At 68.9% G+C, this 24468-nt stretch carries 14 protein-coding genes; 9 read left to right on the plus strand and 5 right to left on the minus strand.

Going from position 1 to position 24468, the window contains the following annotated elements:
* Position 1 precedes the first annotated feature (1 nt).
* A complete protein-coding gene (locus tag HV798_RS03420; RefSeq protein ID WP_175191359.1) occupies positions 2–1135 on the minus strand; it encodes an MFS transporter in 1134 nt (377 codons plus the stop codon).
* A gap of 200 nt (positions 1136–1335) precedes the next feature.
* Positions 1336–1989, minus strand: coding sequence for a hydrolase (locus HV798_RS03425; protein WP_175191358.1), 654 nt, complete (start codon positions 1987–1989; stop codon positions 1336–1338).
* Between the two features lie 220 nt (positions 1990–2209).
* Between HV798_RS03425 and HV798_RS03430 the strand changes: the two genes are divergently transcribed.
* Entirely contained in the window at positions 2210–3106 is an 897-nt protein-coding gene (locus HV798_RS03430; RefSeq protein ID WP_175191357.1) for a LysR family transcriptional regulator, read from the plus strand.
* 8 nt (positions 3107–3114) lie between these two features.
* Here HV798_RS03430 and HV798_RS03435 read toward each other — a convergent pair whose 3' ends face one another.
* Both HV798_RS03435 and HV798_RS03440 read right to left on the minus strand, forming a co-directional pair.
* Positions 3115–3369, minus strand: coding sequence for a helix-turn-helix domain-containing protein (locus tag HV798_RS03435; protein WP_175191356.1), 255 nt, complete (start codon positions 3367–3369; stop codon positions 3115–3117).
* Between the two features lie 5 nt (positions 3370–3374).
* Positions 3375–4292 (minus strand): LysR family transcriptional regulator, encoded by a 918-nt coding sequence (locus HV798_RS03440; protein WP_175191355.1) that lies wholly within the window; start codon positions 4290–4292, stop codon positions 3375–3377.
* 142 nt (positions 4293–4434) lie between these two features.
* On the opposite strand from HV798_RS03440, the gene HV798_RS03445 reads away from it, so the two are divergent.
* The 8 genes from HV798_RS03445 to HV798_RS03480 all read left to right on the plus strand — a co-directional run bounded on the left by HV798_RS03445 (position 4435) and on the right by HV798_RS03480 (position 23478).
* The gene (locus HV798_RS03445) at positions 4435–5517 is read left to right on the plus strand and encodes a D-cysteine desulfhydrase family protein (RefSeq protein ID WP_175191354.1); all 1083 of its coding nucleotides are present in this window, start codon (positions 4435–4437) and stop codon (positions 5515–5517) included.
* 5 nt (positions 5518–5522) lie between these two features.
* Entirely contained in the window at positions 5523–6476 is a 954-nt protein-coding gene (locus HV798_RS03450) for a dihydrodipicolinate synthase family protein (RefSeq protein ID WP_175191353.1), read from the plus strand.
* A gap of 34 nt (positions 6477–6510) precedes the next feature.
* Positions 6511–7476 (plus strand): Bug family tripartite tricarboxylate transporter substrate binding protein, encoded by a 966-nt coding sequence (locus HV798_RS03455; protein ID WP_175191352.1) that lies wholly within the window; start codon positions 6511–6513, stop codon positions 7474–7476.
* 156 nt (positions 7477–7632) lie between these two features.
* Entirely contained in the window at positions 7633–8376 is a 744-nt protein-coding gene (locus HV798_RS03460) for a TonB family protein (RefSeq protein ID WP_175216332.1), read from the plus strand.
* A 4-nt stretch (positions 8377–8380) separates the two neighbouring features.
* The gene (locus tag HV798_RS03465; protein WP_025141234.1) at positions 8381–8929 is read left to right on the plus strand and encodes an RNA polymerase sigma factor; all 549 of its coding nucleotides are present in this window, start codon (positions 8381–8383) and stop codon (positions 8927–8929) included.
* Between the two features lie 16 nt (positions 8930–8945).
* On the plus strand, positions 8946–9920 hold the full coding sequence (locus HV798_RS03470) for a FecR family protein (RefSeq protein WP_175191350.1): 975 nt from the start codon (positions 8946–8948) through the stop codon (positions 9918–9920).
* Positions 9921–10093: 173 nt separating this feature from the next.
* A complete protein-coding gene (locus HV798_RS03475; RefSeq protein ID WP_175216333.1) occupies positions 10094–22789 on the plus strand; it encodes a filamentous haemagglutinin family protein in 12696 nt (4231 codons plus the stop codon).
* Positions 22789–23478, plus strand: a complete 690-nt coding sequence (locus HV798_RS03480; RefSeq protein ID WP_175239445.1) for an RNA polymerase sigma factor — start codon at positions 22789–22791, stop codon at positions 23476–23478. Before HV798_RS03475 ends, HV798_RS03480 begins: the two co-directional genes overlap by 1 nt.
* On the opposite strand, the gene HV798_RS03485 is transcribed toward HV798_RS03480, so the two are convergent.
* Positions 23471–24451, minus strand: a complete 981-nt coding sequence (locus HV798_RS03485) for a LysR substrate-binding domain-containing protein (protein WP_175191347.1) — start codon at positions 24449–24451, stop codon at positions 23471–23473. The two genes, HV798_RS03480 and HV798_RS03485, sit on opposite strands and share 8 nt — an antisense overlap.
* Positions 24452–24468 lie beyond the last annotated feature (17 nt).

Raw genomic sequence — 24468 nt, forward strand, 5'->3', positions numbered from 1 at the left:
GTCAGGGCGCACGTGCCGCGTCGGCGCGTGCAAGACCGGCGGTCAGCCCCAGGCAGGCAAAGAGGATCACGGCGTCGCCCGCCGTCAGCCTGTCCATCAGCCACCCGAAGCCCGGCGCGCCGGCGGTCTGGCCGATGGCCAGCGCCAGGAAGGCAAGGGTCACGCCGGTGGCGGGCCGGTCGGGCAGGGCCGACACGCCCCATAGCAGGTATATGCCCGTGAGCATGATGTAGGCGGCGCCGAACAGCAGGCCGCCGGCCAGCGTCAGCGCGGCCGAGGTGCCGTCGATGCCGATCAGCAGGATGCTGGCCGCCATCGCCGCAAGCGCTGCCCGGTGCACGGGGTTGATGCCGAATCGCGCGATCAGGTGGCCGGCGCCGGCGCCCGCGATGCCGGCCGCGCCGATGGCGGTCCAGAGCAGGCCCGCGCCCGTGCTGCCCCAGTTGAGCCGCAGCGCAACCAGCTGCCCGCCAAAGGACCAGATGGCGGTGCTGGCCGCGCCTGCCAGGCATGCCGCCAGGATCAGGCGTCGCAGCGCGCCGTCCAGCGCGGGCATGCCCTGTGCGGTGGTTGTGGTGGCGGGCGAGGCGCGCGGCAGGATCAACGCCACGGCGAAGGCCAGGCCGAGCGCCGCCAGGGCAAAGCCCGCGAACGCGTAGCGCCACAGTTCACCCAGCAGCAGCGCCACGGGGCCCGACAGGGCCACGCCCGCGCCGGTGCCGGCGTTGATGAGGGTGTTGGTGGCGTTCTGCCGATGGGGCGGGACGGCTGCGGCTACCGCGGCAGCCAGGGGCGGCGAGACCAGTCCCGTGCTGGAGCCGGCCAGCATGACAGCGCCGGCCAGCCAGCCGGGCGAGGGCGCGATGGCGATGCCCGCCATGCCCGCAGCGGCGATCAGGGCGGCGCCCAAGGCCACATACCGGGCGCCGACGCGTTCGGTCAGCCATGCGGACAGGATGACGGCCACGCAATACGTCAGAAACGCGCCGCCGGATATCAACCCGACCAGCGTCGACGACAAGGGCATGTCCGCGCCGATGCGCGGCAGGAACAGGCCGAAGGCAAAGCGCGCGAAGCCGTAGCAGACGGCGATGAGGGCGAAGCCGGTCGCGCCCAGGGAACGGCTCGGGCTCATGAGGATGTCCGTATTGTGGGCAAGCCACCTCCGGAAGCGGGGCCAGGTGAGGGGCTTTCACCTTATCGCGGTCTCTTCACGCCCGGCAACACCTGCGTCGCCGGATTCGTTGCAAGACGTTATCCGTCATGTCGGCGCCAGAGGATGATGCGCCGCATCGCAAACCATCGACACGACGCGGCCACGTCATCCCCGTGTGATCAGCCCGCCGTGTCGGACACCGGCGTATTGAGCAGCTGCTGTTCCCACAGATACGCGATGCCGCTGCCTGCGGCGTGCTGAACAAGAACGTCCGTCAGCGCGGCAGCGGTGCCCACGCGCGCCCAGTCGCGTTGCCACTCGGCGGCCACGGCCAGCCACGTCATGAGGTTCACGCCCGCTGCGGCCATGCGTTGCAGGGCGACTTCGTGCGCTTCCACCGAGACGCCGCCCGACGCATCGGTGACCACCGTCACATCCCAGCCTTCGCCTGCCGCCTGGATGGCCGGCATGGCCACGCAGATCTCGGTCCACAGGCCCGCGATGATCAGCTGCTTGCGGCCCGTGGCCTTGGCGGCGTCGACGACCTTCTTGTCTTCCCAGGTGTTGATGAAGGTGCGGTCGATGACCTCTTGATCGGGAAACACGTCGGTGATCTGCGGGAAGATGCGGCCGCCGCGCGCGGCGATCACGCTGGTCAGGATCGTGGGCACGCCGAAGGCCTTGGCGGCCTTGGCAAGCGCGGTCGAATTGTTGACCACCATTTGCGGATCGTGGCTGTTCAGGTTGGTCAGCTGGTAGGGCTGGTGATCGATCAGGACGAGTACCGAATCTTCGGGGCGTAGCAGTGAATCGAGGCCGTTGCGAAAGCTCATTGTTGATCCCTGGATTGTTGGAGTGGGTGGAATCAGCATTATGTTTTTGTCGCGGGGGACGCGGTAGTTGCGTTCGAAGGCAAGCTGTGTCGCGCGATCAGGAACGCTTCCAGGCACATGTCGACCGTGCGCCGTGGCGCAGCGATGTTTGTGGATTCGATATGCATGGCGCAGTGCTATCCTGCGGCGAAACGCGTCGCACAACGGGGAACCGCGCCACATGGATATCGAAGAACTCCAGACCTTCATCGAAGTTGCCGATGCGGGGGGCGTGTCACCCGCCGCGCTGCGGCTGGGCGTATCCAAGTCGATCGTCAGCCGTCGGTTGCTGCGGCTGGAAGCGGAATTGGGTGTGCAGTTGCTGGCGCGCACGACGCGCGGCGCCGCGCTGACCGAGGCCGGCGCGCTGTTCCGCGACCATGCGGCCAAGGCCTGCGCCGAAATCGATATGGCGCGGGAAGCGATCGTGCCGGCCGGTGAACTGCGGGGCCGCCTGCGCGTCGCCGTGCCGGTGTCTTTCGGCCTGACGCATTTTGCGCCGGTGGTGGCGGAATTGGCGCGTCGTCATCCCAGGCTGCATGTGCAGACCTGCTACAGCGATCGTTTCGTGGATCTCATCGCCGAGGGTTACGACTGCGCGATACGGGTGGGGTATCTGCAGGATTCCAACCTGGTCGCCAGGCGCGTCGGCCCCATCCGCGGCAAGCTGCTGGCCAGCCCCGACTACATCAAGGCGCACGGTGCGCCGGAAACGCCCGCCCAACTGGCGGCGCACGAGGCGCTGATGCAGGGCACCGAGACCTGGCAGTTCATGGATGGCGACAAGGTGGTGGTGGCGCGGCCGCAAGGGCGCTTCAAGGCCGACAACGGCGCGGCCCTGGTGGCTGCGGCGGCGGCCGGACTGGGGGTGGCCTATTTGCCGGACTGCCTGACCCACGATTATGTGGCCGCCGGGGCGCTCGTGCCCATCATGACGCGGTATCCGCCGCCGCCGGCCGGCGCCTACGTCATTCGTCCGCCCGGCCAGCATCCCGCCCGCAAGATACGGGTGCTGACGGAACTGTTGATCGAACACTTCGGCCAGTCGCCGCATTTTGCGGGCACGGGTGTGGACTGACGGCGGGGTCAGGCTCCTTTCTCGATGGCCTGAAGGGTCTTGAGCAAATCCTCGCAAAGCGCGAGCATTTCTCTTCCCTTCGCGGTCAAGCGCGCCTTTTGACGGTCTTGCGGCTCGAACAACGGGACGGCCGAGCTGCGTTCAAGATCGCGCAGTCGCTTGGCGGCAGCGGATGGTGACAGGTGCAGGTGTTCGGCAGCGCGTTGTACGGACCCCAGCCTGGCCGTGTGCACGAAAAGCTCAAGTTGCTTGATTGAGAACATAGGCTCTAGCCCGCCTCTTGGTAGCGCAGGTTGTAGTCGCATACGTCGGCGGCCAGTTCGGCGACGCGGGACAGGAAGGGCGTGCCCTGGTCGCTGCGCAAGACGGTCACGTAGCGCATCGGCGGCATCTTTGGCGAGGTCTTGATTTCGCGGACCAGCCCACGTTCGACAAGTTCGTGCGCCACGGCGCAGGGCAGGCAGCCGATGCCCAGACCGGCAACGGTCATGCCGCCCAGCGCCGCGAAGCTATTGGCATAGAGGGCATTTGCGGGCAGTACCGCGTGCGATTCCAGCCACTGCAGGACCAGGCGACCGGCCGCGGATGCATGGTCCTGCATGACGAGCGGAAAGCGCATCAGTTCATCGAGCGGTAGCGCACGTTGCGGCGCCTGGAAGTCAGGCCGGCAATACCAGCCACACTTCATCAGCCCCAGGGGCAGGACGGTCACGTCCGAACGATCGCCGGCGTCAGACACCATGACCAGCTCCAGCTGTCCGCGCTGGACCTTTTCGACCAGTTCGGATGCCATGGCGCTGACTTCCAGCTGCAGTTGCACCCAAGGGAACGCGGCGCGGAATGCGGTCATGAAACGCGGCAGCCAGGTCTGCGCGGCGATTTCGGTGATGCCCATGCGCAGCGTGCGATGCAGCAAGGTGGGTTCTGCGAATTCTTCGCAGATCACCCGCCATTGCCGCAGCGCGTCCCGGCTCAGCTCGGCCACGCGCGCGCCTTCGTCGGTCAATCTGGCCGCACGCCCTTCACGTTGGAAAACGGCCGATCGCAAGCGGCTTTCAAGCTCGTTGATGTTGCGCGAGATCGCAGACTGGGCAATGCCCAATTGCCGGCCCGCCGCGGAGAACGAGCCTTGTTCGACGATGGCGACCAAGGCCTGCAGTTGTGCGATGGAGACTTTGGTGACCATGTATTGATCTGGTTTTTGGCTGTCAGATGATCAATATAAATCACTTTCTTTCCGGTGGTGGTGAAACGAGAATTTCGACATTGCAACTTGAAGGGCGTGTGGGTTCCGACCGGCACGCCTGCATTCCGGGCCGTTCCTATTCATGTCATACCGCACCGAAGATCTGACACAGGCGCTAGAGCGCAGACCGCGCGCGCCGTTGCTGGCCGGCCCCACGCCGGTTCAACGGCTGAAGAACGTGGAACAGGCGTTTCGCGATCAACTGGGGACGACCCGGCTCTTTGCCAAGCGCGACGACCATATGGCGCTGGGCGGGGGCGGCAACAAGCTGAGAAAGCTTGAGTTCCTGCTGGGAGACGCGCAAGCGATGGCCGCGGACGTGATCATCACCACGGGCGGACGCCAGTCGAACCACGCACGTCTGACCGCGGCTGCCTGCGCGCACCTTGGGCTGGCGTGCGAACTGGTGGTCAAGCCGACGGTGGGGCACGCCAATGCGGAACATCGCCTGGGCGGCAACGTTCTGCTCGACCGATTGTTCGGCGCAGCGCGCATTGAGATTCCTGCGTCTGCCGACGCCAACGACGCGATGCAGGCGCGCGCGGACTTTCACCGTGCACGAGGCCGCATTCCTTATGTGATTCCTGCGGGCGGGTCCAACGCCATCGGCGCGCTGGGCTATGCCGCGGCGGCGCGCGAAATCGTCGAGCAGCAGGCCGCCTGCGGCTTTCGATTGGCACGGATCTTCCTGGCCAATGGCGGTTCGGGAACCCATGCCGGCCTGGCGGCAGGATGGGTGGCCATGGGGGGATCCGCCCGTGCCATCCAGTCATTCGCGGTGATCGGCGATGCCGACGCGGTGCAACAGACGACGGCGCTCAAGGCCATGGCGGCTATCGACCTGCTGGGCACGGGCGGTGACATTGCGCAGGCCGACATGCTTGTGGATGGCAGTCAGCGGGGATCGGCCTACGGCGTGCCGACTGCGGCCATGGTCGAGGCCGTGAACCTGATGGCGTGTCGCGAAGGGCTATTGCTGGACCCGGTGTATTCCGGAAAGGCCTTTGCCGGACTGCTGGCGCTGATACGTGGCAATGGCCTGCGCGATGCCGGAGACATCGTCTTCCTGATGACAGGGGGCGTTCCTACCCTGTTTGCCTACCGCGACGCGCTCGCACCCGGCACCGCAACCGATGAACCACTGCTGGAAACTCAAGGGGAGTAAGCGCCATGCGCCTTTCAGAGAAGAAATTCGGCGTTTTTGCGCCGGTTGTCACGCCGTTCCAGGCGGATCTTTGTGTCAATACGCCGGCTTTCGTCGAGCATTGCCGCGGGCTCGTTGCCTGCGACGTGGGGCTGGCCGTTTTTGGAACGAATTCGGAAGCGAATTCCCTGGCGCTGTCAGAACGAAAGGGCCTCTTGGAAGCGCTGGTCGAAGCGGGGATACCCGCGCATCGGATGATGCCTGGCACGGGTTGTTGTTCGATGCCCGAGACGATCAGTTTGACCCAGCATGCGCTGAGCCTGGGCGTCAGCGGGGTGCTGATGCTGCCGCCGTTCTACTACAAGAACGTCAGCGACGAGGGTCTGGTCGCGTACTTCTCGCGGGTCATCGATCGCGTCAACGACGATCGGCTTCGCGTGTACCTCTACAACTTTCCCGCGATGTCCCAGGTGCCGATCAGCCTGGGTGTGGTGCAAGCGCTGCTGCGCCGTTATCCCACGCAGGTGGCCGGCATGAAGGATTCGTCGGGTGATTGGGAAAGCACCCGGGGCTACATCGAGCATTTCGCCCGGGACGGATTCGAAGTGTTCGCGGGTACCGAGATGTTGCTCAGGGACACCGTGCTGGCGGGCGGGGCGGGCTGCATCAGCGCCACGGCCAATGTGAATCCGCGGGCGCTGGCCGATCTGTATGTGGCATGCGTGCGTGGGGGGGGCGAAAAAGAGAACGACGCGGCACGCAATGTGCGCACGGTCTTTCAAGGCTATCCCCTCATCGCGGCCATGAAGCAGGTGATCGCGGATGCGCGCGCTGAACCTGACTGGTCGGTCGTGCGGCCGCCGCTCTTGCCGCTCACCGCAGGCCAGGGAAAGGCATTGTCGGCACAGTTGTCCGCCATCGGCTTTGACCCCCACAAACATCTGCCGACGGCCAGGGCCGTTCCAGGAACAGAAGTGTAGTTTCACGTAGGTCGCACCCCCCAAGGAGATAACCATGCGCTGTTCAAAATTGTTCGCAGCCGTAGGCACGGTGATGTTGCTGGCCGGCAATCCCGCCCATGCCCAGGAAAGCTCGACGCCGGTCCGGCTGATTGTCGGCTTTGCGCCGGGCGGTGCGCTGGATGCCGTGGCGCGGGCGGTTGCCGGCCAGCTGCGCATCGCGCTGAACCAGCCTGTGCTCGTTGAAAACAAGCCGGGCGCGGGTCAACGCATCGCCTTGGGGGAAACCAGGCGAGCGAAGGCGGATGGACTGACGCTGATTCTGGCGAACAGCACGCCGTTCACGATCTACCCGCATATCTACCAGAAGCTGGAGTTTGATCCGGTGCGCGACTTTACGCCGCTGGGACGTGTCGCCACCTTCGAACTCGGCCTGTCCGCCGGCCCGGCCACGCCGGCGGGCAGCATCAAGGAATACCTGGCATGGGCGAAGGCGAATCCGGCAAAGGCCACGTTCGGATCGCCCGGTGCGGGGACGCCAGGGCACCTGGTCGGCGAGATGCTGAACAAGGCGGCTGGCGTGTCGCTGGTCCATGTGCCCTACAAAGGCGGCGCGCCGGCGATGAATGATCTGGTCGGGGGACAGATATCGCTGGTGGTAGACACCATTCTTGAGGCGCTGGAGATGGCCAAGGCGGGCAAGGTCCGGATCCTGGCCACGACGGGCAGCGAAAGAACGGCGATCACCCCTGACGTGCCGACGCTTCGGGAAGCCGGCATCGACGTCGTCTTTGATGCCTACATCGGGCTTTACGGGCCTGCCAACCTGCCGGCAGACAAGGCCGAACGCATCAGCAAGGCGCTTGAAGCCACGCTCCAATCCGAGGACCTGCAAAAGCGCATTGCGCAATTCGCCTATAAGCCGGCGTATGCCCCGCCAGCAGCTGTCGTCAAGCTGCAGCAAGACGAGCTGAAACGCTGGGAGGCGCCCATCAAGGCCATCGGCTTCGTGGCGGATTGATGCGTCGACGCGTCACGGCATCACGGCACCGGGTCCGCCGTTTGCGTCATCGCGGTGTCATGTCCGGGTCATATCGCCGGGCTAGCCTGCTGGCCGGTGTCGCCTTGTTGGGGCGTGCGCCGGCCCTGTTCCCTTACCCGACGTCCATATCGCCCGATGATAGGTACCCCGGCACCGCTCAGTGTGTTGGCGCTGGTTGGCGTGTGTCTCCTGTGCCTGGCGACGCCCATCCTGGCGGGCGGCGCCGCGTCCGCCTCGGCGGGGTTGTCCGATCGCCTGCGCGGCGAGCGGTATGACTTTGCCTTGCCCGCGCAGCCGCTGGGCGACAGCCTGGAGGCCATCGGGCACGTCGCGGGGGTGGCGGTGCTGGTCGACGAACGCCATGCGGGTCGGCGCGCACCGGCGCTGGCGGGCCGCCTGACGGTCATGGACGCCCTGCGCCGCCTGCTGGAGGGCTCTGGGCTGCGCATTCGCCAGACGGATGGCGAGGCCATCGTGGTCTATGCACCGTCCGCCGACGGGCCGGGGCGTGCCGCGACGGACGCCGGACCCGCATTGCGCGCCGAGGACATTCCCGGTGCGCGGGCTGGCGGAGCCAATTTCAGCGGATATATCGGGCGGCTGCAAAAGGCCGTGTTGCGCACGCTGTGCGGCAATGCCGCCGCCCGGCCGGGAGAATACCGCCTGGCGCTGCAACTGCGGCTGGATGACGGCGGGCATGTCGCGCGGATGCGCCTTTTGGACAGCACGGGCAGCAGCCGGGTGGACGCGGCGGTGACGCGCGCCATCCAGGGCATGGACGTGGGCGCGCCGCCGCCTGCCGGAATGCCGCAGCCGGTGTCGATCCTGCTGTTGCCCGGCGGCACCCACTGTGCGGCGCCGCGCCGCTCGGGGCCGTGACGGCATGTCGATGATCTCTGCTGCGCTGCTGCGGCTGCGCCTGATCGCCCGCTACGCCGAACTGCGGCGCAGCCTGGAACGCATCGTCGGGTCGCGTGACCAGGCGTCGGCCGCGCTGCATGAAACCTGGCTGCGGCTGGATGTGGCCAAGCCCGCCAGCCCGGTGCTCAATCCCGACGCCTACCTGCTGCGCATGGCGGCGCGCATCGCCACCGACGATTGGCGGCGCAACCGCGAGCCGCTGGCCGACGACGAGCGCGAAGCGCTGCTCTACGTGGCCGACGAAACCGCGGACCCGCAGCGCATCGTGGCGGCGCGGCGCGACGTGCGCACGCTGGAGGTCGCGATGGACGAACTGCCGCCGCGCCAGCGTGCCATCCTGGCGGCGGCGCGCGTGGACGGGCTGCTCAATGCCGAGATCGCCGAACGCTTCCAGATTTCGGTGGCGATGGTGAAAAAGGAATTGGCCGCCGCCATGCGGCATTGCCGCGAACGCCTGGCCGACACCGAGGCCGTGGCCAATGGCGATGTTGTCGGCCGACGGAAATTCTGACACGATGCTCGGCGCCATGAACCCATCCGAAGACCTCAACCGCTTGCGGCGCGAAGCCGAGCAATGGTGGTTGCGCCTGCGTGACCGCGACGCGACGCGCGGCGACGCGGAAGCGATGAAGCAGTGGCGCGCGCGCAGCCCGTTGCATGCGCAGGCCTGGGACGAGGTGGCGCGGTTGTGGCAGGACCTGGACCCGGTGTTGCGCCAGGCCGTGCGCCGCGATCCGGGCTTGGCGCACCCGCCTGCCCGCAGGGGCCCGAGCCGGCCCGCCCGCCGGGCCTTTCTGGGCACGGCCATGGCCATGGCTGCGGGCGGCGCGGCGGTGGCGGTGTGGCCGCCGCTGTCCCTGTGGCCGTCGTTGCTGGACTACACGGCGGATTTCCGGACCGGCACGGCCGAGCAGCGCGAACTGGCGCTGTCCGATCAGCTGCACGTGCAGATGAACACACAGACCCGCATCAACCAGCGCGGCGCGCAGGCCGGCAGCGCAGCCATCGAACTGGTGGCGGGCGAGGCCCAGGTGGAAGCGGCCGGCAGCGGCGCGCCGGTGATCGTCTACGCCGGGGCCGGCGCCACGCGGGCGCGACAGGCGCGCTTCAACCTGCGCTATACCGGGCCCGAAGTCTGCGTGACCTGCCTGCAGGGCACGGTGGACGTGCAGTGGGCGGGCGCGCAGCGCACCCTGGCCGAAGGCGAGCAGGTCACCTACGACGATACCGGCCTGCACGCGCCGCTGGCGGCCGATACGGCGCAGGTGAACGCCTGGCGCACGGGGACGTTGACCTTCGCCGGGCAGACGCTGGCTGAGGTGGTGGATGAGATCAACCGCTATCGCCCGGGCCGCGTGCTGCTGCGCAATGCCGATCTGGCCGCGCGGCGCGTGCGCATGCGCTTTGAGATTACCCAGACCGACCTGGCGCTGCACATGCTGCGCGACCTGTACGGCGCGCAGCTGACGCGCCTGCCGGGCGGCATCGTGCTGCTCAGCTGAGGGTGCTGTTACAAAATATTTAGGGGTTTTCGGTAGCCCTTCCTTCGCGTCCCTCCGTCATTGGAGTATGAGCCGCCATCACGCGCCACGAACGCGCCGATGACGTGATCTCGCTCCCTTGGCTACACGGATCAGGATTGCCCGCTATGACATCGCGTCTTCGCAAACTCCCTATGACCCGCCTTGTTGCGGCTGGCGCGCGGGGAGGCCGGCTCAAGCCGCTGCCTGCCGCGCTGGCGCTGATGCTGGTGTCGGGGGGCGTGGCCATGCCGGCCTCGGCGCAACAGGCTTTCAGCAGCGGCTGGTTCGCGGCCAAGAACGCGGCGCAGACGCAGGCCATCACGACGGGCCGGCTGCCCAACGGCGCACCGGTGAGCTCGCTGACCGGCGCGCGCCAGTCGCAGGCGGCGCGTGAGCAGTTGCAGCGGTCGGTGGGCAACCTGGGCACGACGGCGGCGGCGATCGCCGCGCAGCAGGCCGCGCAACGCGCCGCGCGTGACGCGGCGCTGGCGTCAGGCGCGCCGGTGCCGGACGGCATGGTCGAAGGCGGCCTGAAGGTGGATGCCAATCCGCTGACGGCGGGTTGGCGCAATGCCCGGGCGCCCGTGACGACCGTCGAAGACGGCCGCACCAAGGTCGCCATCGAACAGACCGGCTCGAAGGCGGTGCTGAACTGGGAAACCTTCAACGTCGGCAAGCGCACCACGGTGGAATTCCAGCAGGATTCGACGTGGGCGGTGCTCAACCGCGTCAACGATCCGCAGGCGCGGCCGTCGGTGATCCAGGGGCAGATCAAGGCCGCCGGCACGGTGATGGTGGTCAATCGCAACGGGGTGGTGTTCGACGGCACCTCGCAGGTGAATGTACGCAACCTGGTGGCGGCCGCGGCGCGCATCAGCGACACGCAGTTCGAGAACAACGGCCTGTACGGGCCGGACGACAAGACCCCGACCTTCACGGACGCGCTGGGCAAGGTGGAATTGCGGCCCGGCGCGCTCATCGAGACCAACCGGCCCGCCACCGTGACGCAATCCGGCGGCTACGTGCTGCTGGTGGGCCGCGAGGTGGACAACGCCGGCACCATCACGACGGCCCGCGGGCAGGCGGCGCTGGTAGCCGGCGACAGCTTCATCATCAAGCGCGGCCAGGGTACCGAGGGCAATGCCGCGTCGACCACCCGCGGCAACGAAATCACGCCGACGGGTGAGGGCGTGGTGACGAACCGCGGCCTGATCCTGTCGCCGCAGGGTGATATCACGCTGGCGGCCCGCGCGGTGGACCAGGCGGGTGTGCTGGCGGCATCCACGTCGGTGGATTCGCGCGGCACCATCCACCTGAATGGCGTGGGCGCCAAGGCGGCGGTGACGCTGCGTTCGGGCGCGGTCAGCGCCATTCTGGTGGACGTGGACAACGCCACGGCGCTGGACGGCCAGCGCGACAACCTGATGCCGCCCAGCGTCGACACGACCGGCACGCTGGCGCAGACCGACCGCAATCGGCGCGAGCTGTCGCTGGTGCAGATCGACAGCGGCGGCACGGTGGATTTCCAGCGCGATTCGCTGACGCTGGCCACGGGCGGCCAGATCGCGGTCAAGGCGGCCGGGCGCAGCCTGGTGCGTGACGGCGCGCAGCTGGACGTGGCCGGCGCCATCGGCGTGGCCGTGTCGATGGAATCGAACAATCTCAAGATCAATCTGCAAGGCAACGAGCAGCGTGATTCGCCGCTGAACCGCGACGATGCGCGCTTGAACAACAGCGATGTGTGGCTGGACCGGCGCTCGCTGATCCGTGTTGCCGGCGGCACCGGCGGCTACGAGGGCGACCGCTGGTACAGCGCCGGTGGCCTGCTGGAAGTGGGCGGTTACCTGGGCACGCTGGCGGTGCCGGCCAGCCACTGGCTGGCGCAGGGCGGACAGGTCCGCTTCGAAGGCGCCGAGGTCGTGACGCAGGCCGGCTCGACCATCAATCTGTCGGGCGGCACGCTGGACGTGCAGGCCGGCACCCTGCAGCAGACCTGGCTGCGCGGCCAGGACGGACGCCTCTATACGGCCGACCGGGCGCCGGCCGACCTGCTGTACACCGGCATCTACAACGGCTTCGAGCAGCGTTCCGAGCGCTGGGGCGAGAAGGCCACGCGCCGCTTCTACAACGCGCTGCTGGCGCCGCGCACGCGCCAGGAAGACGGCTACACGGTAGGGCGCGATGCGGGGGCGCTGGTCATCTCGACCCGCAACGCCGTGCTGGAAGGCGATCTGGTCAGCAATACCTATCAGGGCGTGCGCCAGGACCGCGCGCCGCAGGCGGGCCTGGACGGCTACAGCCAGTCGCAACGCGCGGTGGCGCGCGGCGCGGCGCTGGTGGTGGGCAACGATTTGCGCTACTACGATCCCGTCGCGAGGCAGGTGCACTATCAGCTGGGCGCCACGGCGGATACCGTGGCCGAGGTGATCGTGGGCGCGGGCGGGCAGCGCCTGGCCGATGGGCTGGACCTGGCGGCCGCCTTGCCCAAGGAAAACCTGGGCAAGCTGTTCCTGGACGCGGATCGGCTCAATGGCTTTTCGTTGGGCCGGGTGCGCATCGCCGCGGGCCGGTCCATCACGGTCGATTCGGCGTTGCACAGCGCCGACGGTGGCGAAATCACGCTCTATGCGCCCGAGGTGGACATCAAGGCCAACCTGGTCAGCCGCGGCGGCTTGATCCAGGCCGGCAACATCCTGCTGCAACCCAGCTTCCTTGCGCCGCGTATCGAAGACACGGGCCTGGCGCCCCAAGCCAATCAGAAGCCTCGGGTGCACGTGGCTTCGGGCGTGATGCTGGATGCTCGCGGCGTGTGGGCCAACCTGCTGCGCGACGCCGAGAGCCTGGCCGGTTTGCCGGTGCGTGACGGCGGCCGCGTGGCGCTGCGCAGCTCGGGCGACGTGACCCTGGATGCGGGCAGCGTGCTGGATGTATCGGCCGGCGCGTCGGTGCTGGCCGACGGCAAGCTGCAGGGCGGCCAGGGCGGCAGCGTGACGCTGGCCGCCTATGCGCTGAGCAGCGTGGCGGCAACCGGTGGCCAGCTGTCGATGAACGGTGACGTGCGAGGCTATGGCGTGACGGGCGGCGGCACGTTGTCCGTGTCCAGCGGCGGGCACATCGTGTTGGGCGGCCCGCTCGATCCGCAGGAAAAGGGCACGCTGCGGCTGGATGCATCGTTGTTTCGCACCGGTTTCGGCAAGTACGAGATCAACGGCTACGAGGGCCTGACGGTGGCCGACGGCGCGCAGATCGACGTGGCCATGCCGGTGCTGCGGTTGCCGGGCAGCACCGCGCAGGCGCCGGGTTCGGGCGTCGAGCCGGGCGACGTGCTGTCGCTCTGGACGCCGCCGCTATACACCGAAGACCCGCTGCGCGGCCGTCTGACGCAGCGCGTTGGCGCCGACCTGGCGCTGTACTCGGACCGGGGCGCCGTGGGCGGACCGATCTTGGTGGGCGAGGGCGCGCGCGTCAGCGTCGACCCCGGCCGCACGATCCAGATCAAGGGCGCGGACCAACTGACGGTGCTGGGCCGGCTGGACGCCTGGGGCGGACGCATTGCGATCAATGAGCCGCGCATCGGCGAGCAACCCTACGTGCCCAAGGCGAATCCGCGCTCGGTCTGGATCGGCGAGCAGGCGGTGCTGGACGTGGCCGGGCGCAGCTATGTGGCGGTGGACCGGAAGGGCCAGCGCTATGGCGTGGTGCAGGCGGGTGGTTCGATCGAGATCGGCGGCAAGATCGACTGGGAAACCGATGTCGATACGCTGAACCGGCCCATCGACCGGCACATCATCCTGCGGCCGGGGTCGCTGCTGGACGCATCGGGCACGCAGGCCGTGCTGGATCTGCCGGGTCGCGGCGCCACCGTGGTGGGGTCCGATGGCGGCACGATCGTGCTGTCGTCCGCCAATGGCCTGCACCTGGATGGCATGCTGCGCGCGGCGGCCGGTTCCCGCCAGGCGGCCGGCGGCACCCTGGGCGTGTCGCTGGCCGGCGCGTTCTATATGCGCAACCAGTCGCCGGAACTGGCGGTGCAGGCGGAACGCCAGCTGATCCTGGCGCAACGCCAGGGCGAAAGCCTGCTGGCCTCGGACCTCAAGCCGGGCCAGGCCAATCCCGCATTGGTGTATGGCTATGGCCGTCTGGGCGTGGATCGCATCGAGGCGGGCGGTTTTGACAACCTGGCGCTGAACGCCGATGTGCACGCCGACGGCGACGTCTCGCTGGCCTTGCGCCAGAGCCTGCGGCTGTCGGGCGCGCTGTCGTTGCAGGAAACGGCGCCTGCCGCCAGCGTGGTGAATCTGAGCGCGTCGTATGTGTTGTTCAACCAGGCGCGCTATCGGCCGCTGGATGGCGCCGACGCCTTCCTGCAGCCGGTTGCCGCACCGCTGAAGTATCTCCATGTCGATCACCGGCTGAACGTGGCGGCGGATCTGCTGGATGTGCGCGGCATGCGCAACCTGGTCACCTTTGACGACGTGCGTTTCGACGTGCTGGGCGACATGCGCCTGGGCGCGTTGGGGTTTGGCGACCGCGGCCTGATGAACAAGCTGGCCGCGCCCGGCCGCCTGACGCTGACCGCGGCACAGATCTACCCGGTCACCGGTCCGGGTTCGGGGGGCATCATCGCCGTCGGCGACTACCTCGCCAAGGGACCGAACGGCGACATCGCCAGCTACAACCACGATGCCGTGCTGACGTTGCGGCGCACGGACGGCCAGACGCCGGCCATGCCCTATTCCGCATTCGGGGCGATCACGCTGGCGGCGCCGCTGATCGAGCAGGGCGGCGTGCTGCGCGCACCGTTGGGCGCCATCACCTTTGAAAGCCGCACCGAAAAGCCGAGCACGGTGCGGTTCCTGCCGGGCAGCATCACGTCCATCAGCGGCGGTGGGCTGCTCATGCCGTATGGCGGCACGGTGGACGGCGTGAAATACACCTATGCCGGCAGGGACGTGACGCCGGACCCGACCCGCAGCGACGATTATCTGGGCAGAAAGATCCAGATCCAGGGCAGCGTGATCGAGGTGGCCGAGGGCGCGGTGCTGGATCTGTCCGGCGGCGGCGAACTGACGGGCGGCGCGTTCGTGCGTGGCCGGGGCGGTTCGGTCGACGTGCTGCGCTACGCCATGGCCGATGCCAATCCGGGATTCAGCTTCAGCCGGTCGGGCAACGCGGTCTATGCCATCGTGCCGGGTTTCACCGGCAGCCAGGCGCCGGTTGCGGCCGATGCTGGCGCGGGCAATCCGGCAGTGGGGCGGCAGGTCACCATTCAGGCCGGCGTGCCGGGCCTGCCGGCGGGCACTTACACCTTGCTGCCCTCGACGTATGCGCTGCTGCCCGGCGCCTTCCGCGTCGAACTGGGCCCGCAGGGCGCCAATGAAGCGTCGGTGACGGCGGCGACGCGCGGCGGCTCGTGGGTGGGCAGCGGATTGCTGGGCACGGCCCGGACCGGGCAGCTTGCCGCGCTGCCGACGCGCCTGTTGATCACGCCTGCCGACGTGGTGCGGCGCCATGCGCAGTACAACGAGACATCCTATAACGCCTTCGTGCTGGCCGACGCGGCGCGCAAGGGCATTGCTCGCGGCATGCTGACCACGGATGCCCGCGCGCTGCATCTGAACCTGGCGCAGGGCGCCGGCATGGGCGATGTCCCGGCGCTGTCGTTCAAGGGAACCGCTCGGTTCGATGTGCCCGCAGGCAGCGGCAGTTATGCCGGCCGCCTGGCGGTGACCGGCCCGGCAGATGGCCTGGAGATCCTGGCGGCCGGCCAGGCACCCGTGCTGAACCCGAAGGCCGCGGCGATCTATGCCGCGGACCTGAACGCCTTGTCGCCTGGTTCGATGTTCATCGGCGGCACCGTCGGGGGCCAATATGCGTCGGGCGCCCGCAGCGTAGGGGGCAACGTGAAGCAGGTAGTCGTGCGCAGCGGCGCCGCGCTGCGGGCACCCGAGATCTTCCTGTATTCGCTCGATGGCGGCCGGGGCATCCTTGTGGAACAGGGGGCGACCCTTTCCACGCTGGGGCGCGGCGACGTGGCGCAGGATGCGCGCACGGGCCTTTACTACGACTTGATCAGCGGCGCCATGCTGGCGGTCTCCAACGGGCTGGTGAACCTGTTGGTGCCCAAGTACGGCAGCGGCACCGCCATCGATGTGGGCGGCTGCCTCACGGATTGCACGGGGCCTGCCCGCCTGCTGTCGGAAGGCTCGATCGGTGCCTCCACCAGCGGTGCGTTCACCTGGCGCGATACGGTGCAATACGGCACTCGCAACCTGGCGCTGAGCGTGTCGGCCGTCAACCTGGGCAGCGCCCAGGCCCTGCAGCAGGCCGGCGCGGCAGGCCGCCTGCCGCCGGGTCTGGCGCTGAACCAGGACGTGCTGGGTAATCTGCTGCGTGGCAATACCGCGCTGGAAGCCCCGGCGCTGGAAAGCCTGATCCTCAACGCGGGCGAATCGGTCAACGTGTACGGCTCGGTCTCGCTGGACGCGCGCGGCGCGGGCGGCCGGTCGCTGCAGCGGCTGGTGCTGGGCGCACCGGCCATCTATGGTTACGGCGCGGCGGGTGATACCGCCACGATTGCCGCCGCTGAATTCGTATGGGCGGGGGCGACTGCCGCCGACCGTGGCGGTTCAAGCGGCGCCGGCGCCAACAAGCCGCAGGCGCCGGGCGGCGCGATCCTGGACAGCCTGGGTGGCGGTGCGCTGAACATCGCGGCCGATGTGATCCGGCTGGAATCTTCGCCCTATCGATTGCCGAACGACCTGGTGCCGGCCGAGCGCCTGGTGCTGGGCTTTTCGTCGGTGACCCTGGATGCCGCGCAGATGATTTCCAGCCGCGCCAAGGGCGGCCTGTCGGTCTATCACGCGCCGGATGGCTACACCGCGCAAGACGGCTGGCGCTATCGCGACGGCGATCTGCTGATCCGCACGCCGCTCTTGACCGGCGAGGCCGGTTCGGTGAACTCGATCAAGGCGGGCGGTGCGCTGGCCGTCACCGGCACGGGAGGCGCCGCTGCCGCACGCAATGCGCTGGGCGCCACCCTGAACCTGGCCGGCCGCAGCGTCCTGGTGGACACGACCGTGGCGTTGCCGTCGGGCAAGCTGACCGTCAAGGCCGATGGCGACATCACGCTGGGCGCGGGGTCGCGCCTGGATATGTCGGGCCGCGAGGTGCGGCTGCTTGACCAGATGCGCTACAGCTGGGGCGGCGATATCGACCTGCAAAGCACGGCGGGCAACATCACGCAGGCGCGTGGCGGCCTGATCGATGTGTCGGCGGTGCACAACCGCGCGGGCCGTATCCAGGCCGTTGCGCTGGGCGAAGGCGCCGGCCGCCTGGACCTGGCGGGATCGTTCCGCGGCACGGCGTCGGGCCTGTATGACGCGGGCGGCACGCGGGTGGCATACGAAAGCGCCGAGGCGGTGCTGCGTGCCCAGACCGTGGCCGACTTTGCCGACCTGAACGCGCGCCTGACCGAAGGCGGCGTGTTCGGCGCCCGGCGCTTCCAGATCAAACGCGGCGACCTGGTGGTGGGCGACGAGGTACGTGCGCGCCAGGTGGAACTGGTGCTGGACGGCGGCAGCCTGACTGTGAATGGCCGCATCGACGCCAGCGGCGCGCAGGTGGGCAGCATCCGCCTGGCCGCCATGCGCGACCTGGTCATCAACGGCCTGCTGGACACGCACGGCACCGGCCTGCGCGTGGACAGCTACGGCAAGATCATTGATAGCGTCAACCGCGCCATCGTGGACCTGACGTCCCGCGAGGGCACGCTGGTGCTGGGGGCTGGCGCGGCAGTGGACCTGCGCGCCGGCACCGACGCGCCGAACAATGATGGCGTGGCGCGCGGCACGCTGGACCTGAACGCGCGCCGCCTGGGCGGCGGCAACGGGCAGGGCGCCTTTGCCGGTTCGGGCGACGGCGCCAACGACGTGGCCGTGACGGTGCTGGGCACGCCCGCCATCCTGGGGGCCAAGACCGTCGCGGTGAATGCCTTCCGCCGCTACAACGACGCGCCGCTGGCGAGCGCGCCGGACGTGACGGGCAAGGTGCCGCAGCTGATCTCGCAGGCCTACCTGGACGGCATCGACGTGCAGAGCCAGGCCTTCATGACCGCGGCGCTGGGCAATCCGGCGTTGTCCGCCCGTCTGGCGGGCCTGGGCAATTACCATCTGCGCCCCGGTGTCGAGGTGGTCAGCGCCACGCCGGATGGCGACCTGAGCGTGGTGGGCGACATCGACCTGTCCAACTACCGCTACGGCCCGAACGTCGACCGCATCACGCCGGCACGGCGCGGCTATGGCGAACCGGGCGCGCTGGTGTTGCGCGCGGGCGGCAACCTGAACATCTACGGCAGCATCAACGACGGCTTTGCGCCGCCGCCGGATTCGCCGGACGACGCGGCTGGCTGGCAACTGGTCGAGGGCCGCTACGGCTCGCAGGCCGTGACGCCGTTTGGCGGGGACCTGGTGGTGCCGATCGGCGGCGTCAAGCTGGAAGCGGGCACCTCGTTCCCCGAGGGCCGTACGTTGAACTACGACCTGCCCGCGCGCCCCGCGACCTTGCCGATGGGCACGGTGCTGCCGGTTGCCATGACGCTGAACGCGGCGTTGTCGCTGCCTGCCGGCCTGGTGCTGACGGGCGACGTCACCACCGCCAGCGGCAGCGTGCTGCGCGCCGGTACGGTGCTGGCGAGCGAGGTCAAGCTTGACGCGGGTTCGATGCTGGGGGCCGGCTTCGTGCTGCGCAGCAGTGCGTCGATGCGCGCATTCACCTGGCCCAAGGGCGTGGCGTTGCCGACCGAGCTGGTGGCCAGCACGCGGATCGTGCTGGCGCAGGGCTCGCTGATTCCGTCCCAGACCAAGGTGGTGCTGCTCGATGGCAAGCCGGTGGATCTGCGGCCCAAGGGCCCGGACGGCAAGCAAGGCCGCAACTGGGCATTGGCGCCCATGCTGGGCCCGGGCGCCAGCGCCTGGAGCCTGACGGCGGTGGCCGGCGCAGACCTCGACTCGGCCGACGTGCGCGCCCGCAACGTGCTGGGCAAGGGCGACCTGGTGCTGGCCGATACGCACTACGGCCTGGCGGCCCGCGCGACCCAGACCACCAAGACGATCTTCGTCGGCGTGATGGTGTTGACGCCGGCCGGCGCCGAAGAGCTGTTCGGCGACCCGCTTTTGGTCGGCAAGCCCATCAAGGAATTGGCCGAACAGTGGGGCTTCGAATGGGAGGAGATGTGTGGCTGGGGCGACTATTGCACGCCCGCGCCGCGCACGGTGTCGGAAACCGGTTCCATGAACTGGTGGGGAGACTTGAGCTGGGTGGGCAAGCCGGTCGAGCAGCTCGTGGCCCAGTTGGGTATCACCGTAGACGAATTCTGCGCCGATGCCACCAATTGCCTGGGCGGCGGCACCTCGGAAACCATCGTCACCCGCGAATACAAGTACGGCTTTGGCTCGCCGGCCTTCAGCGTGCTGCGCACCGGCACGGGCGACCTGTCGCTGCTGGCCGGGCGCGACGTCGGCATGGCGTCGTTGTACGGCGTGTACACGGCGGGTACGCAATCATCGCTGGGCGCGGCCGATGCGCGGTTCAACCTGCCGCGCGGGGCCGACAAGACCACCGGCACGCTGGGGCTGATCCAGCTGGACGGCAAGTATGACGCCGCTCTGTCCGTGTACCAGGCCTGGTATCCCGACCAGGGCGGCAACCTGGTGGTGCAGGCCGGGCGCGACGTCTACGGCGATGCGGTGGGTTCGGCCGCCGACGCAGGCGTCCCGCTTGAAGGCTCGTCGCCCCGTGCACGCTATGCCAACACGCTGACCGGCGCGTGGCTGTGGCGCCAGGGCAGCCTGGGCACGCCGGGCGTGGCGGACATCGCGCCCAGTTGGTGGATCAACTTCGGCAGCTATGCAACGAAGGCTTCCGTGGGCGGCGGCTATGAAGAGCCGCGGCTGCTTGGCTTTACCGGTTTCGGCACACTGGGCGGCGGCAACCTCAGCATTTCCGCCGGACGCGACGCGGGTATCCGCGATGCTCGCGGCGATGCGGCCCGTTACGTCAATGGCGTGGAACCGCGTTCGCAAGGCCTGACCGCTGTCGTCGGCAGCACCGGCCGGGTGCTCGATGGCAACATGGTGCTGACGGGCGGCGGCGATCTGGACTTGCGCGTGGGCGGCAGCATCAATCCGTCGCTGGCCGCCACCCAGCTGAACGCGACCGGTCCGCACACCGGCGGTAGCGACCACCTGGACCTGAACGGCGTGCTGGCGAACCTGCGCGGCCGGCTGGCCGTGTCCGCCGGCCAGATGGGCGGCATGGATCTGAACTACGGCGACGGTGGCGGCCTGCGCGCCGCCGATCCGTATGCGGTGGCGGGCGGCCGGCCGATGGGCGGACCGCGACTGGTGCTGGGCGATGCCGTGGCCTGGATCGACACGCGCTCGGACCTGGTGCTGGGCGGCGTCAGCGACCCCGGACGGGCCCGGCCGGTCAATGCCAGTCCGTACCAGCGGGTCGGCGACGCGCTGCCCACGACGGGCGGCGGCGAAAGCTGGTTCACGCTCTGGACGCCATCGACGGCCGTCAATCTGTTTTCGGCGGGCGGCAATCTCACGCCGATGACCGTCACCAATGCCCGTTTTTCCGGTGACGAACTGCGGCCCGAAATCACGCAGATCGATGGGACGGGCCGCAGGTATTTCGTGTACCCGTCGATTCTGCGGGCGGTGGCCGCCAACGGCAATATCGTGCTGGCCAGCAACGCCACCGGCGAGAACAATCCGGTGCTGCTGCTGGCGCCGTCGGCGGGCGGCCAGCTGGAAATGCTGGCGGGCCGGTCCATTCTGGCCACAGACGCGCATACGGTGTCGATGTCGGCGGCCGATGTGGCGTTGCCCACGCCGTTGCGTCCGGCCTTCAGCGCCTACTCGACGGACATGTACGCCACGCTGATCTTGACCAACACCAGCACTCAAGGGGTGATGCAGGCGTCCGGATGGGATAACAAGCCGCTCTTTGTGTTCGGGCCTGGCACCCCGCTGGACCGGTCGCTGCACGCGGGGGATGCCAGCGTCGCCCGCTTCTATGCCGCGTCTGGCGACATCGTGGGCGTCAAGAGCGGCGCGGTGGTGCGCTTTAACGGGGGGGGCGGCGTGGTGCGCAGCGTCGATACCTGGTACGAGGCCGCCTTGCCGGTGTCGGTGCGGGCGGGTCGAGACATCCTGGGGCTGGACGTCACCGCGCTGCACAGCAACGCCCGTGATTTCTCGCTGATCGAAGCCGGCCGCGACATCGTCTACGCCAATGCGCAGGTGGCAGGGCCCGGCACGCTGTTGATGCAGGCCGGGCGCCAACTGCGCCAGGAAGACGTGGCCAGCGTGCGCAGCCTGGGCGCCATCGTGCGCGGCGACACCCGCCCCGGCGCAGACCTGGCCGTGCTGGCCGGCGTGGGCTCGGCGGGTCCGGACTACGCGTCGTTCCTGGCGCGTTACCTGGACGGCGCACGCGGGCTGCAAGCCGGCGAGGCGCTGGGCACCCATCCGGGCAAGGTCGTGCAGGCCTATGGCGGCGAGATGACGCTGCGCGGCTGGCTGGCGGCCGAGTTCGGCTATGCCGGCGATGACGCCGGTGCGCCGGCCGAGCTGGCGCGCCAGCAGGCGCTGCGCGATGCCGACACGAACAAAGCCCGCCGCGACCTGAAGAACGACTTCGAGCAGGACAGCGGCGTCTACCTGGTGAACTGGCTGCGCAAGCACCATGGCTACCAAGGGGATGAGGCGGGTGCGGGCGCGGCCCTGGCGGCGCTGGCCCCGGCCGAACTGGGCATCTACGCGCGCCAGCTGTTCTTTGCCGAACTGAAGGAAGGCGGGCGCGAATACAACGACGATGGCGGCCCGCGCTTTGGCAGCTATCTGCGTGGACGCCGCGCCATCGCTGCGCTGTTCCCCGACGTCGACGCCGCGGGCACGCCGCTGCGCTACGACGGCAGCTTCACGATGTACGGCGGCGCGGGGCTGCGCAGCAACTTCGGCGGCAACATCCAGCTGCTTACGCCGGGCGGCCGGCAGGTGCTGGGCGTGGAAGGCGTGGCGCCGCCGGCCAGCGCGGGCGTGGTGACGCAAGGGCAGGGCAACATCCAGCTGTATGCGCAAGGCAGCCTGTTGCTGGGCCAGAGCCGCATCATGACCACGTTCGGCGGCCACATCCAGGCCTGGTCGGCCGAAGGCGACATCAACGCCGGCCGGGGCGCCAAGACGACGGTGCTGTATACGCCGCCGCGGCGCGTGTACGACGCCTTCGGCAACGTCACGCTGTCGCCGACCGTGCCGTCCACCGGCGCGGGCATCGGTACGCTGGCGCCGATTCCGGAAGTGCCGGCGGGCGACGTGGACCTGATCGCGCCCCTGGGCACCATCGATGCGGGCGAGGCCGGCATCCGCGTGTCGGGCAACGTCAACGTGGCGGCGCTGCATGTGGTGAACGCCGCCAACATCCAGGTGCAGGGCGACAGCAAGGGCATCCCGGTGACGGTGTCGGTCAACACCAACGCGCTGACCAGCGCCAGCGCGGCGGCGACCTCGGCGTCGTCCGCGGCGCAGGACGTGATGCAGCGCGACCGCGCGGCGGCGCGCCAGAACCAGCCGTCGATCTTCAACGTGCAGATCCTGGGCTTTGGCACGGAACAGTTGCCGGCCGGCAGCGGCGCCGAAGCGCCGCCGCCCAAGCCGCCGGCGCCGTCGGCGTCCTATGACCCGGGTAGCGCGGTGCGCGTCCTGGGCCTGGGCGAGTTGCCGCAAGAGGCGCAGCAGCAGCTGACCGAACGCGAACAGAGCAACCTGGGCCGGCTGTGATGATGACGCCCCTATCGAGCGCGCGCCCGCGGCCGGCGCCCGCCTTGCCGCCGCCCTGGCTGGACGTCGATGCGTGGCACCTGCCGCGCCTGCCCTTGCGGCAGGCACGGCAGGCCGAGCGTCCGCATGACGAAGCGGTGCACTCGCCGGACGGCACCGTGCGCCCGCCTGACGAATCGCCGCGTCGGGTCGACGATACGGCGCGGCTGCGCGAGCACCTGAGCGGCAGTTACGCCGCGCTGCATGGCCGGCTGTTGCGGCGGTTTCGTTGCGCCGACCTGGCGCATGAATGCCTGCACGAGACCTGGCTGCGGCTGCAGCGGCCGGTGCTGGCCGAGGTGCGCGAGGCCGACGCCTATGTGTTCCGCATGGCCTGCCATGTGGCCATCGACCGGTTGCGCGGCCAGCCGTCGTGCCTGTCGCTGGATGACCCAGCCGCGGCGCTGCCCGAGCTGGTCGACCACACCCCCGGGCCGCAGGCCGTGACCGAGGGGCGGTCGGCCCTGGCCGCGCTGTCGCGCATCGTGGACCAATTGCCGCGCCGCCAGCGCGCCGTGCTGATCGCCTTGCGGGTGGAAGGGCGCAGCCGCGCCGATGCGGCCGAATGGCTGGGCATGTCGTTGCGGTCGGTGGACACGGCGCTGCGCCAGGCGCTGCGGCATTGCGAGCAGGCGGCGGCGCTTATTTGAGGCGGCCGCTGGCCTTGGCCGGGCCGCCGCCGGCCTTTGCGGTGCGGGGGCGCCGGGCAGGGCGCTTGTCGCCGGCCGGCGCCAGCCCGGGGGCCGAGGTCATGGCCAGATTGGCCTTGACCGTCTGCACGAACTCCGTGACCGCCTTCGAGCGGTAGCGCTCGCGCGGCCAGAGGAGGGCGGCCGTGCGCGTCACCTGCGGCACGATGGGAATGGCCCGCAGCGTCGGCAGGGGCAGCACCGCCCCTTCGAACAGCATGCACGCCAGATGGCTATGGGCGACGATGCTCTGCATGGCCGGAATCGAGTCCAGCTCCAGCCGCACCCGGCCTTCGATGTACTTGGCCAGTTGGCGTTCGATCAGCTGGCGCGACACATACAGGCGCGATTGCAGGGCGATGTCCAGGCCCGACAGGTCTTTCTTGTCGATGGTCTGGCGCGCGGCCAGGGGATGGTCGTCTTTCACCAGCAGCATCAGGCGTTCGGTGAAGAGGGGCTCGCTGTCCAGGTGTTCGCCGTTGTCGGGCGTGGTGAAGCCCAGGCCGATATCCAGCAGGCCATCCTGCAGGCGCTGTTCGATCTGCCGCATGGGCAGGTCTTCGACGTGCAGGTGGATGCCCGGATAGCGCGTGGCGAACGACGCAATGGCGCGCGGCAGCAGCGAATTGGTATAGGTGGTGATCACGCCGACGCGCAGTTCGCCGCTTTGCAGGTCATTCAGCGATTGCAGCGCCAGCTGGCCATCTTCCAGGTCGCGCAGCGCCCTGAGCGCAAAGCGTGAGAACAGCCGTCCGGCCGCCGTCAGCCGCACCTGGCGTCCGACCCGGTCGAACAGCGGCGTGCCCAGCTGCGCTTCCAGCTGGCGCAGCTGGTGCGACAGCGTGGACTGCGTGATGTGCAGCGCGCTGGCCGCCTGCGTGATGTGTTCGCGCTTGGCGGCTTCGAGAAAATACCTGAGTTGCCGGATTTCCATGGTCTGCCCTATGGGTG

The sequence above is a fragment of the Achromobacter deleyi genome (genome assembly GCF_902859705.1).
Classification (GTDB): Bacteria; Pseudomonadota; Gammaproteobacteria; order Burkholderiales; family Burkholderiaceae_B; genus Achromobacter; species Achromobacter deleyi.